The 13,072-nt window shown below is 60.1% G+C and carries 9 protein-coding genes; all 9 read right to left on the bottom strand.

What is annotated here, in order from left to right; all coding sequences use genetic code 11:
• Positions 1-26: 26 nt before the first annotated feature.
• Positions 27-4,472 carry a glutamate synthase large subunit gene (gene gltB / locus CKW14_RS11140; protein WP_095125308.1) on the bottom strand — a complete coding sequence of 1,482 codons (4,446 nt, stop codon included), beginning with the start codon at positions 4,470-4,472 and terminating at the stop codon, positions 27-29.
• A gap of 349 nt (positions 4,473-4,821) precedes the next feature.
• Positions 4,822-6,411: an AAA family ATPase gene (locus CKW14_RS11130; RefSeq protein WP_095047209.1), complete on the bottom strand. Its 1,590-nt coding sequence runs from the start codon at positions 6,409-6,411 to the stop codon at positions 4,822-4,824.
• 10 nt (positions 6,412-6,421) lie between these two features.
• On the bottom strand, positions 6,422-7,522 hold the full coding sequence (gene aroB, locus CKW14_RS11125) for a 3-dehydroquinate synthase (RefSeq protein ID WP_093430081.1): 1,101 nt from the start codon (positions 7,520-7,522) through the stop codon (positions 6,422-6,424).
• 152 nt (positions 7,523-7,674) lie between these two features.
• Positions 7,675-8,193: a shikimate kinase AroK gene (aroK, locus tag CKW14_RS11120; RefSeq protein ID WP_011332081.1), complete on the bottom strand. Its 519-nt coding sequence runs from the start codon at positions 8,191-8,193 to the stop codon at positions 7,675-7,677.
• Positions 8,194-8,197: 4 nt separating this feature from the next.
• Positions 8,198-10,276: a type IV pilus secretin PilQ family protein gene (gene pilQ / locus CKW14_RS11115; RefSeq protein WP_095125307.1), complete on the bottom strand. Its 2,079-nt coding sequence runs from the start codon at positions 10,274-10,276 to the stop codon at positions 8,198-8,200.
• A gap of 13 nt (positions 10,277-10,289) precedes the next feature.
• On the bottom strand, positions 10,290-10,817 hold the full coding sequence (locus tag CKW14_RS11110; RefSeq protein ID WP_095047207.1) for a pilus assembly protein PilP: 528 nt from the start codon (positions 10,815-10,817) through the stop codon (positions 10,290-10,292).
• Entirely contained in the window at positions 10,814-11,437 is a 624-nt protein-coding gene (pilO, locus tag CKW14_RS11105) for a type 4a pilus biogenesis protein PilO (RefSeq protein WP_095047206.1), read from the bottom strand. Before pilO ends, CKW14_RS11110 begins: the two co-directional genes overlap by 4 nt.
• Positions 11,434-12,000: a PilN domain-containing protein gene (locus CKW14_RS11100; protein WP_095047205.1), complete on the bottom strand. Its 567-nt coding sequence runs from the start codon at positions 11,998-12,000 to the stop codon at positions 11,434-11,436. The genes pilO and CKW14_RS11100 overlap by 4 nt, the downstream gene beginning before the upstream one ends.
• Positions 12,000-13,064 (bottom strand): pilus assembly protein PilM, encoded by a 1,065-nt coding sequence (locus CKW14_RS11095; protein ID WP_093430076.1) that lies wholly within the window; start codon positions 13,062-13,064, stop codon positions 12,000-12,002. The genes CKW14_RS11100 and CKW14_RS11095 overlap by 1 nt, the downstream gene beginning before the upstream one ends.
• Between the last annotated feature and the right edge of the window lie 8 nt (positions 13,065-13,072).

The following is a 13,072-nucleotide window of genomic DNA, read 5'->3' as shown; positions in this document are numbered from 1 at the left end:
ACCTCATCAAACTCTTCAGGCGCATATCACTGCGGGTTGGCACGAGTGCTGGAAAGCAACGATTTCAGGTTGGCAGCCTTCGGCTTGACCAGCCAGAAACGGCGCAAGTAGTCATCGAGGTTCTCGGCGAGTTCACGACCCCACTCGCTGTCGGTTTCGGCGACGTACTCGTTCAGCACGTTTTGCAGGTGGCTGCGATAAGCCTCCATCGCTTCGCCGCTGATCCGCTGGATTTCCACCAGTTCGTGGTTGACCCGGTCAACGAAGGTGTTGTCCTGGTCGAGCACGTAGGCGAAACCACCGGTCATGCCAGAGCCGAAGTTGTAACCGGTCTTGCCCAGAACGCAGACAAAACCACCGGTCATGTACTCACAGCAGTGATCGCCAGTGCCTTCCACAACCGTGTGGGCACCGGAGTTGCGCACGGCGAAACGCTCGCCTGCGGTGCCGGCGGCGAACAACTTGCCGCCGGTCGCGCCATACAGGCAGGTGTTGCCGATGATGGCGCTTTCCTGAGTTTTGTAAACGCTGCCCTTCGGCGGCACGATGGTCAGCTTGCCACCGGTCATGCCTTTGCCGACGTAGTCGTTGGCGTCACCTTCCAGGTACATGTTCAGACCGCCGGCGTTCCACACACCGAAGCTCTGACCGGCAGTGCCTTTGAAGCGGAAGGTGATCGGCGCTTTCGCCATGCCCTGGTTGCCGTGCTTGCGGGCGATTTCGCCGGAGATCCGCGCGCCGATCGAACGGTCGCAGTTGCAGATATCCAGATCGAACTCGGCGCCGCTCATGTCGTTGATCGCCGACGACGCCATCTCGACCATTTTCTCGGCCAGCAGGCCCTGGTCGAACGGCGGGTTGCGCTCAACGCCGCAGAACTGTGGCTTGTCTGCCGGAATGTGATCGCTGCCCAACAGCGGCGTCAGATCCAGATGGTTTTGCTTGGCGGTCTGGCCTTCGAGGATTTCCAGCAGATCGGTGCGACCGATCAACTCTTCGAGGGAGCGTACGCCGAGCTTGGCCAGCCACTCACGGGTTTCCTCGGCGACGTAGGTGAAGAAATTCACCACCATGTCGACGGTACCGATGTAGTGATCCTTGCGCAGCTTCTCGTTCTGAGTCGCGACGCCGGTGGCGCAGTTGTTCAGGTGGCAGATGCGCAGGTATTTGCAGCCCAGCGCGATCATCGGCGCAGTACCGAAGCCGAAGCTTTCGGCGCCGAGGATCGCTGCCTTGATCACGTCGAGGCCGGTTTTCAGGCCACCGTCGGTCTGCACCCGGACTTTGCCGCGCAGGTCGTTGCCGCGCAGGGTCTGGTGGGTTTCGGCGAGACCGAGTTCCCACGGAGCGCCTGCGTATTTGATCGAGGTCAGCGGCGAAGCACCGGTGCCACCGTCGTAGCCGGAGATGGTGATCAAGTCCGCATAGGCCTTGGCCACACCGGCGGCGATGGTGCCGACGCCTGCTTCGGCTACCAATTTGACCGAAACCAGTGCTTTCGGGTTGACCTGCTTCAGGTCAAAAATCAGCTGCGACAAGTCTTCGATCGAATAGATGTCGTGGTGCGGCGGCGGCGAAATCAGGGTCACGCCCGGCACTGCGTAACGCAGCTTGGCGATCAAACCGTTCACTTTACCGCCCGGCAGTTGCCCGCCCTCGCCCGGCTTGGCGCCTTGCGCGACCTTGATCTGCAGCACTTCAGCGTTGACCAGGTATTCCGGGGTTACCCCGAAACGGCCAGTCGCGACTTGCTTGATTTTCGAGCTCTTGATGGTGCCGTAACGCGCCGGATCTTCACCACCTTCGCCGGAGTTGGAACGCGCACCGAGACGGTTCATGGCTTCGGCCAGGGCTTCGTGAGCTTCCGGCGACAAGGCGCCCAGCGAGATACCAGCGGAGTCGAAGCGCTTGAGCACCGATTCCAGCGGCTCGATTTCACTGATGTCCAGCGGCTTGTCGAGGGTCTTGACCTTGAACAGGTCGCGGATCATCGACACCGGACGGTTGTCCACCAGCGAGGTGTATTCCTTGAACTTGGCGTAGTCGCCCTGCTGCACGGCGGCCTGCAGGGTGTTGACCACGTCCGGGTTGTACGCGTGATATTCGCCACCGTGGACGAACTTCAGCAGACCGCCCTGCTGGATCGGCTTGCGCGGACTCCAGGCTTCGGTGGCCAGCGCTTTCTGCTCGGCTTCGATGTCGACGAAACGCGCACCCTTGATGCGGCTCGGCACGCCACGGAAGCTCAGGTCGCACACTTCTTCGGACAGGCCGATGGCTTCGAACAACTGCGCACCGCGGTACGAAGCGATGGTCGAGATGCCCATTTTCGACAAGATCTTCAGCAGACCTTTGGTGATGCCTTTGCGGTAGTTCTTGAACACCTCGTAGAGGTCGCCCAGCACTTCACCGGTACGGATCAGGTCGCCCAGCACCTCGTAGGCCAGGAACGGATACACCGCCGAGGCGCCGAAGCCGATCAGCACCGCGAAGTGATGCGGGTCACGGGCAGTCGCGGTTTCAACGAGGATGTTGGAATCGCAACGCAGGCCTTTTTCGGTCAGACGATGGTGCACGGCACCGGTCGCCAAGGATGCGTGGATCGGCAGTTTGCCCGGGGCAATATGGCGGTCGCTCAGAACGATCTGGGTCCGCCCGCCGCGCACGGCTTCTTCAGCCTGATCGGCGACATTGCGGATCGCTGCTTCGAGGCCGACGCTTTCGTCGTAGTTGAGGTCGATGATCTGCCGCTCGAAACCCGGGCGGTCGAGGTTCATCAGCGAGCGCCACTTGGCCGGGGAAATGACCGGCGAGCTGAGAATCACGCGCGAGGCGTGTTCCGGCGACTCCTGGAAGATGTTGCGCTCGGCACCGAGGCAGATTTCCAGCGACATCACGATCGCTTCACGCAGCGGGTCGATCGGCGGGTTGGTGACCTGCGCGAACTGCTGGCGGAAGTAGTCGTACGGCGTGCGCACACGCTGCGAGAGCACGGCCATCGGCGTGTCATCGCCCATCGAGCCAACGGCTTCGTAGCCTTGTTCGCCGAGCGGACGCAGGACCTGATCGCGCTCTTCGAACGTGACCTGATACATCTTCATGTATTGCTTGAGCTGATCAACGTCGTAAAACGCCGAACCGTGATCGTTGTCTTCCATGGTCGCCTGAATGCGCAGGGCATTCTTGCGCAGCCATTGCTTGTACGGATGACGGGACTTCAGACGGTTGTCGATCGCATCGGTGTCGAGGATCTGCCCGGTTTCGGTGTCCACGGCAAAGATCTGGCCAGGGCCGACACGGCCCTTGGCAATCACGTCTTCAGGCTTGTAATCCCACACGCCGATTTCCGAGGCGAGGGTGATGAAACCGTTGGTGGTGGTGACCCAGCGTGCCGGACGCAGACCGTTACGGTCGAGCAGGCACACCGCGTAGCGACCGTCGGTCATTACTACACCAGCTGGGCCGTCCCACGGCTCCATGTGCATCGAGTTGTACTCGTAGAACGCACGCAGATCCGGGTCCATGGTTTCGACGTTCTGCCACGCAGGTGGAATGATCATCCGCACACCACGGAACAGGTCGATGCCACCGGTGACCATCAGCTCGAGCATGTTGTCCATGCTCGAGGAGTCGGAACCGACACGGTTGACCAGCGGGCCGAGTTCTTCCAGATCCATCAGATCGTTGGTGAACTTGGTCCGACGGGCCTGCGCCCAGTTACGGTTACCGGTAATGGTGTTGATCTCGCCGTTGTGGGCGAGGAAGCGGAATGGCTGGGCCAGCGGCCATTTCGGCAGGGTGTTGGTGGAGAAGCGCTGGTGGAAAACGCAAATCGCGGTTTGCAGGCGCTCGTCACTCAGGTCCGGATAGAACGCGGCCAGGTCGGCCGGCATCATCAGGCCTTTATAGATGATGGTCTTGTGCGAAAAGCTGCAGATGTAGTGGTCGGAGTCGACCGCGTTGGCCACCGACGAACGACGACGCGCACTGAACAGCTTCACGGCCATGTCCTGATCGCTCAGGCCTTCGCCGCCGATGTACACCTGCTCGATTTGCGGCAGACGCTCAAGGGCCAAGCGGCCGAGGACGCTGGTGTCGATCGGCACTTTGCGCCAGCCGATCAGTTGCAGGCCTTCAGCGAGGATCTCGCGGTTCATGTTCTCGCGAGCGGCTTCGGCCTTGGCCGGATCCTGGTTGAAGAAGACCATGCCCACCGCGTATTGCTTGGGCAGCTCGACGCTGAAGGTTTCCTGGGCAATGGCGCGCAGGAACGCATCAGGTTTTTGAATCAGCAGACCGCAACCGTCACCGGTCTTGCCGTCGGCATTAATCCCACCGCGGTGGGTCATGCAGGTCAGGGCCTCAATGGCCGTTTGCAAAAGGGTATGACTGGGCTCGCCCTGCATATGGGCTATCAGGCCGAAACCGCAGTTATCCTTGAATTCATCTGGTTGGTACAGACCTGCTTTCATAGACACTTTCTCACCAGGCTGCCTCTTTTCGAGGCAAATTTCTTTTCAATTCAACCACTTGCATCCTGCGCCGAACGTACGCCGGCTTCGCGGGGGCAAAAGGGTGGTCATTGTACACAGCGACACAGAGGCTCACAAATTTGACGACGAAATGTCGCAAATTCATGTCGCATTTGTGAAAGGTTTAAAGCGATCTGCTGTGCTAGTCAAAACTTTTTTAATTTTGACCGCAACGACTCAAAGACTACTGTGACGCAGACACCACAAGGCACGCGACCTGGAAGGAAGCGCGCACTCGTAGAAATTTTGAGGTGCTTGGAGAGGCGGCCTGGGTAAGGCCGCCGAATCTTCAGCGAGTTGTTGCCAGTTCCTGTTGGACGCTGGCGACAGTGCGAGGCCAAGGTTTACCAGCCTGAACCTTCGCTGGCAAGGCCTTGATGGCAGAAACGGCTGCATCACGATTGGCGAAGTTGCCGTAGGTGATCACGTAAAGCGGTTTGCCGTTGAGGACCTTCTTGAAATAACGGTACTCGCCGCCCTGCTCTTTGACGAAGTTTTGCGCTGCCGCTTCAGAGCTGGTGCCGAGGATCTGCACCACGTAATTGCCGGTCGGCTGACCGGCATACCAGCTGCCACCGGCGGCTTTGGCGACGGTCACAGGCTTCTCGGCCGGTTTCGTAGCGGCGACGGGCTTGGCCGGCGCTGGAGCCGGTTTCGTCGCTGGCGCTGCCGGAGCAGGCTTGGCGGTGGCGACTTGTGTTGGCGCAGGAGTCGGTTTGGCCGCCGGAACTGGCACCGGTGTCGGCGCAGGACCTGCGGGAACACCTGCCGGTGGCGCCGAAGTGGTCACGGTTGGCGGTGTGGCGCTGGAGCCTTCCAGAGGCACACCGTCGTCGCCTTCGGTAATACCGCCAGCGGCTTCAGCCAGCGGGCCGCGCATGACCGGCTGGGAGTTACCGACCAGCGGCAACGGCATCGGTTGCGTATTGCCGGCGAACTCGACGTTCGGTGCGCCGCCATTGGCACCCTGCCCCAATGGCAACTGTGCCTGTTCATTGGCAGGAGCGCCGGTGGTTGGCGCCTTATTGCGACCCGGCATCAACCAGGCGGCGGCGACCGCGACCACAACGACGGCGGAAATCGCCAATACGTGTTTCTTCGGCATGTTGAACCCCATACTTGGACGCTTGACCGCTGAGCGGCTGGCAATCATGACTTCGATCAGAGCATCGCGAGCGACCTGGTTGATGTTGCCCGGCCAACCCTCGGCACTTTCGTGAATATCAGAGATCTGATCTGCGCTGAAAAGTTCGACACCCCGGCCGGCCCCTTCGAGCCGTTGGTCGAGATATTCGCGCGTTTCTTCTTCGGTGTAAGGCTGCAGTTCGATGACGTGAAAACGCTCTTCCTCAAGGTGCAAAGCCTCGAGCTGAGCGATCAGCGACGATTCACCGAACAGGAACACATGCGGGCGACCTTCCGGTGCGCCGGCACCCAGCGCCATCAGCGCTTCGAGAGCGGACTCGTCGAGCTGCTCAGCGTCGTCCACCAACAGATAGACTTCCTGGCCGGTCAGTGCGAGTTGCACCACTTGATCCAGAATCGCGCCAACTTCGGCCTGAGCGACGTTCAGCGCCTGCGCCACCTGGCGCAACACACCGGCAGCATCACCGGCGCCACGGGCGGAAACCACCACGCTCTGCACCGACTGCTTGTTGGTGCTGGCGACCAGCGCCTGACGCAGCAACGTCTTGCCGCTGCCTTGCGGGCCGGTGACCACCAGCAGCAACTGGCTGTAACGCGCCAGATGATGCAGTTGACCCAGCACCGGTTTGCGCTGAGCCGGGAAGAACTTGAAGCCCGGCACGCGTGGCGCGAACGGGTCGTGACTTAACTGGAAATGGCCGAGGAACGCCTCGTCGGCATGCAAACTAGTCATTGGAATCTTTTCAACCTTTAAGCTGAGCCAGGGCGCGGTAATCCGCTCCCAGCGTGGCCTGTAGAACCTCTTTCGGATAATCGTCGGTCACTACCGCTTCGCCCATCCGGCGCAGCAGCACCAGGCGCAGACGACCGTCGATCACTTTTTTGTCGATTGCCATGTGTTGAAGAAAATCGGCTTCGGTCATTTCAGTCGGCGGCACCACTGGCAAGCCGGCGCGCTGGAACAGACGAATACCGCGATCACGCTCCTCGTCACTGATCCAGCCCAGACGCGCGGACATCTCCAGCGCCATCACGGTGCCAGCCGCGACCGCTTCCCCGTGCAACCAGACACCATAGCCCATGTGGGTTTCGATGGCGTGGCCGAAAGTGTGGCCGAGGTTGAGCGTGGCACGTACGCCGGTTTCTTTCTCATCGGCGCCAACCACCGCAGCCTTGGCCGCGCAAGAGCGCTCGATCGCGTAAGTCAGGGCTTTCTGGTCCAGCGCGCGCAGGGCATCGACGTTTTCTTCGAGCCAGGTCAGGAACGGCTCGTCGCAGATCAGCCCGTACTTGATGACTTCGGCCAGACCGGCAGACAGCTCGCGCTCTGGCAGGGTTTTCAGGGACGCCGTATCGATCAGCACCACGTTCGGCTGGTAGAACGCGCCAACCATGTTCTTGCCTAGTGGATGGTTGATACCGGTCTTGCCGCCCACCGAAGAATCGACCTGGGACAGCAATGTCGTCGGAATTTGGATGAAGTCGACGCCGCGCTGGTAACAGGCAGCGGCAAAACCGGCCATGTCACCGATCACACCGCCGCCAAGAGCGATCACGGTGGTACGGCGGTCATGACGGGCAGTCAGCAGACCGTCGAAGATCAATTGCAGGGTTTCCCAGTTCTTGAAGGCTTCGCCGTCCGGCAACACCACGGAGATCACCGAGAACTGCGCCAGGCTGCGGGTCAGACGTTCAAGATAGAGCGGCGCAACGGTCTCGTTGGAGATGATTGCCACCTGCCGCCCATGGATATGCGGAGCCAGCAGCTCGGGCTGATCCAACAAACCTTCGCCAATATGAATCGGGTAGCTGCGCTCGCCTAGATCGACCTTGAGTGTCTGCATGTGTCCCCACAGTGAAGATGGAAGCAGGCGTCCTGCCCTGAATTATTGGTTATCTGCGGCCTATAGCGGGTATGACGCCGCTTGCACGCCATCCGCCACAACCTCGGCGGACTGTGACAGGACGCCGAGGATAGCGCATTTCGAGCGCTGCTTTAACGGGGAGGAAGCTGCGCCAGACGATCGAGAATGTCGAGCACCACCATACGTGGCGGCCGCTCGTCGGTTTCCACCACCAGATCGGCAATTTCCCGATAAAGCGGATCGCGGATCGCCAGCAGGTCACGCAGGGTTTTTTCCGGATTGGCAGTACGCAGCAACGGCCGGTTGCGATCGCGCGACGTGCGGCCGACCTGCTGCTCCACAGAGGCGTGCAGATACACCACTCGCCCACCCTCATGCAGGGCCTTGCGATTGGCATCGCGCATGACTGCGCCACCGCCGGTCGCCAACACCACGCCATCGAACGCGCACAGCTCGGCGATCATCGCCTGCTCACGGTCACGAAAGCCGGGTTCGCCTTCCTTGTCGAAGATCCACGGGATATTGGCGCCCGTGCGCAATTCAATTTCCTTGTCGGAATCTTTGAACGGCAGGCGCAGCTCTTTGGCCAGTAACCGGCCGATGGTGCTTTTGCCAGCACCCATCGGTCCTACAAGAATCAAATTTCGCACAGAATCAACGACTCACAGCAATCGCCTGGTTATTCATGATACGTGGTGTGAGAAATACCAGCAGCTCGGATTTTTTCTCCGATACCACATCACGCCGGAAAAGGCGGCCAAGATACGGCACATCGCCAAGAAATGGCACCTTATCTACGACCTTGCTTTGAGTATTTGAGAAAACACCGCCAATCACGATGGTTTCGCCGTCATTGACTAGTACCTTGGCGTTGACCTCGTTTTTCTTGATCGGCGGCACATCCTGCACTTTGTTCAGGTAATCCGGTTCGTCCTTGGTGACCTTGACCTCCATGATGATGCGGTTGTCCGGGGTGATCTGCGGGGTGACTTCCAGCGACAGCGAGGCCTCCTTGAACGACACCGACGTCGCGCCGCTGGAGCTGGCTTCCTGATACGGAATCTCGGTGCCTTTGAGGATTTTTGCGGTTTCCTTGTCGGAGGTGACAACCTTCGGCTGCGAGACGATTTCGCCGTTGCCGGTCTTCTCCATGGCAGTCAGCTCAAGATCAAGCAGGACGTTGTCGGTAATGAAGGCAATGCCGATCCCCGATGTATTACCCACAGTGCCCATGTCGACGAACGGCGAATTGGTGCTGGTACTGCCCGGCGTACCAATGGTGGTCGATGAACCGTTGACCCCGGAAGCGTTCCAGTTGCCCTTGTTCTGGATCGAGCCGCCCCAGCGCACGCCCAGACTTTTGTCGTAATCGACGTTGGCCTCGACAATCCGTGCTTCGATCATCACCTGACGCACCGGAATATCCAGTTGCGCCACGATCCGCCGCAGTTCGTCGAGGCGATCCTGAGTCTGGTAGGCAATGATGTTGTTGGTGCGCTCATCAACGGTAATCGAACCGCGCTCATCGATTTTCGCCTCGGCACTGGTCACCGACTGGAACAGCTTGGCGATGTCCGCGGCTTTAGCGTAGTTCACCTGTAGCAGCTCGCGGCGCAACGGCGCCAGTTCGGCGATCTGCTTCTGCGACTCCAGTTCCTGACGCTCGCGGGCAGCGATTTCATCGGCCGGCGCCACCAGCAGCACATTGCCGATCTTGCGCTTATCCAGGCCTTTGGTTTTCAACACCAGATCCAGGGCCTGATCCCACGGCACATTTTGCAGACGCAAGGTGATGCCACCCTGCACCGTGTCGCTGGCAACCAAATTGAGGTTGGTGAAGTCGGCGATCAGTTGCAGCACCGAGCGCACATCAATGTCCTGGAAGTTCAGCGAGAGCTTTTCGCCGACGTACGCCTGACGGTCAGCGTTGCGTTTTTGCAGGTCATCGACGGTCATCGGGCGGATGCTGACGGTCAGTTTGTTGTCAGTCTGGAAGGTGGAGTACTCGTAGGTGCCACTGGGTTCAACCGTAATAACTGTCCGATCAGCGGTTACTCCGGCATTGACGAACTGCACCGGGGTGGCGAAATCCTTGACGTCGAGGCGTACCCGCAACTTGTCCGGCAACTGCGTGCGCGCGAAGCTGAGGATGATCTTGCCGTCATGTTCCTGGATATCCGGGGCGATGGTCGGATCGGACAGGTCGATAACCACATTGCCTTCCCCCGCCGTACCACGCTGGAAGTCCACACCGCGAATCGTCCGGCTTTTCGGCACAAATGCCTTGGCGGGTGCGGCCGCTTTAGCCGTAGTGCGGGGCGCAACGGCTGCAGGGCGCGACGCAGCTGCTGGTGCGCCCTGACCGACCACCACGAACAGGTTATTGCCTTCGACCCGCGTGGTGTAAGGCGCCAATTGCGTCAGGCTGACAATCAGCCGCGTACGCTCCTTGGCCTCAACCACAGTGGCGGTGCGCGCATTGCCACTGCCCAGATCGAGGTTCTTGCTGGCCAACTGACTGGCGACACCGGGCAGGTCCAGGGCAATCCGCGCCGGCGATTCGGTGGTGTAGCCCTTGGGTTGTGGCGGCGGGCCGTCGAACGACAACTTCAGCTCGACGCGATCACCCGGCAACGCCGCCACGTCGAGCGTCTTCAGATTGGCCGCGAGTACCATCGGTGACATCAGCGCTATCCATAGCGAAAAACCGAGGGTGGAGAAAATCCTGTTCATTGTTCGACTTCCACTATGAGTGCTCTTTCAAAGGAATGGTGCGCGGACGCTCCAGCCAGGCGCCTTCGCCGTCGGGCACGATTTCGACGACATCGACCTGGGTAGCGCTGATGGCGACGATGCGACCGTCATTGCGCCCCAGGTAATCGCCGACCTTCAACCGATGCACGCCGCCAGCGCCGCGCAGCAACGCAAAGGAGCCGGAAGCATTGGCAATCGTGCCGACCATCTCGAACTGCTCGATGTTGAAACCTTCGAGGTATTGCTTGACCCGATTGGGATCGGGCTTGACGTTGCGTGAGCCATGTTTCTGCCCGGCCAGATCAACCCGCACCTGGCGCGAGAACGGACTGCGCAGGTTGGCCGCGCTGTAAGTGAATGTTGGGTAAGACCGGAATGTCGGGGTTGGTTCAATCTTGCCTGCCGGGCGCAGGCGTACTTCATTCAAGTAGGCATCAAGATCGCTGAAGTCATTGCTGCCACCACAACCGTTCAACGCGAGCAGCGTCATCGACAAAGCGATGTAACGAGTCGGGCTCATTTCTGCAGCCCCTTATCGTTATACCGGTAGGTCTTGGCAAGGATGCTCATGCGCAGCTTCGGCCCGCCCTCTTTATCGGCAGGAGCGAGTTCGAAATCGTGCAAGGTGACAATGCGTGGCAGCCCGGCCACGCCACTGACGAAGGTCGCAAGGTCGTGATAGGCACCGGTGACGGTGATCTGGATCGGCAGCTCGATGTAAAACTGCTGGGTGACCTCCGGCAGCAGTTTGATCTCTTCGAACTCCAGGCCGCTGCCCAGCCCCGTGCGGGTGATGTCTTCGAGCAGGCCCGGCACTTCGGTGTCACTGGGCAATTGGCGCAACAGCACGCCAAAGGTGTTTTCCATCGCCTTCATTTGTTGGGTGTACAACTCAAGGTTGGCCGAAAGACGTGCCTTGCTGGCGAACTGCTCCTTGAGCGTGGCTTCTTCCTCGCGCTTGGCTTCGAGTTGGTTTTCCAGGTCACTGATGAAAAAGTTATAACCGAGCGCCAGGACCAACACCATCAACAGCGCCCCGGCGATGGCTTTCACTGCTGCCGGCCATGAGCCGATGTTGCTGGTATCGAGGTCGTTGAAATCGATGTCGCGCAGACTTTCCAGCCATTCGGACGGCTTCATTGCTCGTCCTCCACGGTGCGGGGCTGGGTCTGCCGTACGGTCAACTCAAACGTGTTGGCCTGATCCACCTGGCCCGCCGTCGTCGCCTTCACCTCGTTGAGACTGGGCGCGTCGAACCAGTCGGAAGCATCCAGATTGCGCATCAATTCGGAGACCCGGTTGTTCGATTCGGCTGCACCGCTGATCGACAGGGTTTTGCCAACCATCTTCACGTCGGTGAAATACACACCGTCCGGCAGCGTGCGCGCCAGTTGATCGAAGATTCGCCCACTGATCTGCCGGTTGCCCTGCAAGTCCTGGATGATGCGCATGCGCTCGACCAGTTGCTGACGACGCGCCTTGAGATCGCTGATCTGTTTGATCCGTTCGTCGACCACAGCAATCTGCTTGCCGATGTAATCATTGCGCGCCACTTGTCGTGCAATGGCGGTGCTGATGACCTGATCGGCAATCAGCACCGCACCGACCGAGCCAACCACCACGCCGATCAAGGCCAGCAGAAAGCGTTTGCGCCGTTCTTCGCGACGCTCCTCGCGCCAGGGTAGGAGGTTGATCCGCGCCATCAGTCGAAACTCCTGAGCGCGAGCCCGCAGGCGATCATCAGCGCCGGCGCGTCGCTGGCCAAAGCCCCGGCGTTGACCTTGCTGCTCAAGGCCATGTTGGCAAACGGGTTGGCTACTTGAGTCGGCGTGCTCAGGCGCTGCTCGATCAGCCGATCCAGTCCGGGCACTGAAGCCGTGCCGCCGGCCAGCAGAATGTGATCGACCGCGTTGTATTGCCCGGAGGCGAAGAAGAACTGCAGCGAGCGCGACACTTGCTGCACCAGCGCCTCGCGAAACGGTTGCAAGACCTCGCTGATGTAATCATCGGGCAGACCGCCCTGTTTTTTCGCCAGCCCCGCTTGTTCGAGGGTCAGGCCATAGCGGCGCTGGATTTCCTCGGTCAGTTGCCGGCCGCCGAACAATTGCTCGCGGGTATAGATGATCTTGCCATTGTGCAGGACGCTGAGCGTGGTCATGGTCGCGCCGATGTCGACCACAGCGACAGTCAGACGCTCCTGAGAAGCCGCCAGTTGCGTGGCCAGCAAGCCGAACGAGCGCTCCAGTGCATAGGCTTCGACGTCGACTACCCGTGCGGTCAGCCCGGCGAGGGCCAGCGCCGCTTCACGAACTTCGACGTTTTCCTTGCGACAGGCAGCGAGCAACACATTGACCCGCTCAGGGTTGCGCGGTGACACGCCCTGGACTTCGAAATCGATGGCGACTTCGTCCAGCGGGTAGGGAATGTACTGATCGGCCTCGATCTTCAGCTGGTTTTCCAGCTCGTCGTCGGACAGCCCGGCGTCCATCTCGATGATCTTGGTGATCACGGCAGAACCGGCCACTGCGACTGCCACGCTCTTGAGCCCGGTGCGCGCCTTGACCAGTAAACGGCTCAGGGCCTGACCCACGCCTTCAAGTTCGGCGATGTTCTTTTCGACCACGGCGTTGACTGGCAATGGCTCTACCGCATACGCCTCGACCCGGTAGCGATCACCCTGACGGCTCAGTTCCAGCAGCTTCACTGACGTGGAACTGATGTCGATCCCCAGTAACGTATTGGCCTTTTTATTGAAGAGTCCCAGCACTACCAATT

The organism is Pseudomonas sp. Irchel s3a12 (genome assembly GCF_900187485.1).
Lineage (GTDB): Bacteria > Pseudomonadota > Gammaproteobacteria > Pseudomonadales > Pseudomonadaceae > Aquipseudomonas > Aquipseudomonas neuropathica.
Note: the sequence above shows the minus strand (reverse complement) of the source record. Positions and strands in the feature narration are given on the sequence as shown.

Excerpts from the sequence above, each read along its gene's own strand:
- CKW14_RS11130 (WP_095047209.1), bottom strand. The coding sequence starts at position 6,411 with ATGACTAGTTTGCATGCCGACGAGGCGTTCCTCGGCCATTTCCAGTTA.
- pilO (WP_095047206.1), bottom strand. The coding sequence starts at position 11,437 with ATGAAGCCGTCCGAATGGCTGGAAAGTCTGCGCGACATCGATTTCAAC.
- CKW14_RS11110 (WP_095047207.1), bottom strand. The coding sequence starts at position 10,817 with ATGAGCCCGACTCGTTACATCGCTTTGTCGATGACGCTGCTCGCGTTG.
- CKW14_RS11100 (WP_095047205.1), bottom strand. The coding sequence starts at position 12,000 with ATGGCGCGGATCAACCTCCTACCCTGGCGCGAGGAGCGTCGCGAAGAA.
- gltB (WP_095125308.1), bottom strand. The coding sequence starts at position 4,472 with ATGAAAGCAGGTCTGTACCAACCAGATGAATTCAAGGATAACTGCGGT.
- aroB (WP_093430081.1), bottom strand. The coding sequence starts at position 7,522 with ATGCAGACACTCAAGGTCGATCTAGGCGAGCGCAGCTACCCGATTCAT.
- pilQ (WP_095125307.1), bottom strand. The coding sequence starts at position 10,276 with ATGAACAGGATTTTCTCCACCCTCGGTTTTTCGCTATGGATAGCGCTG.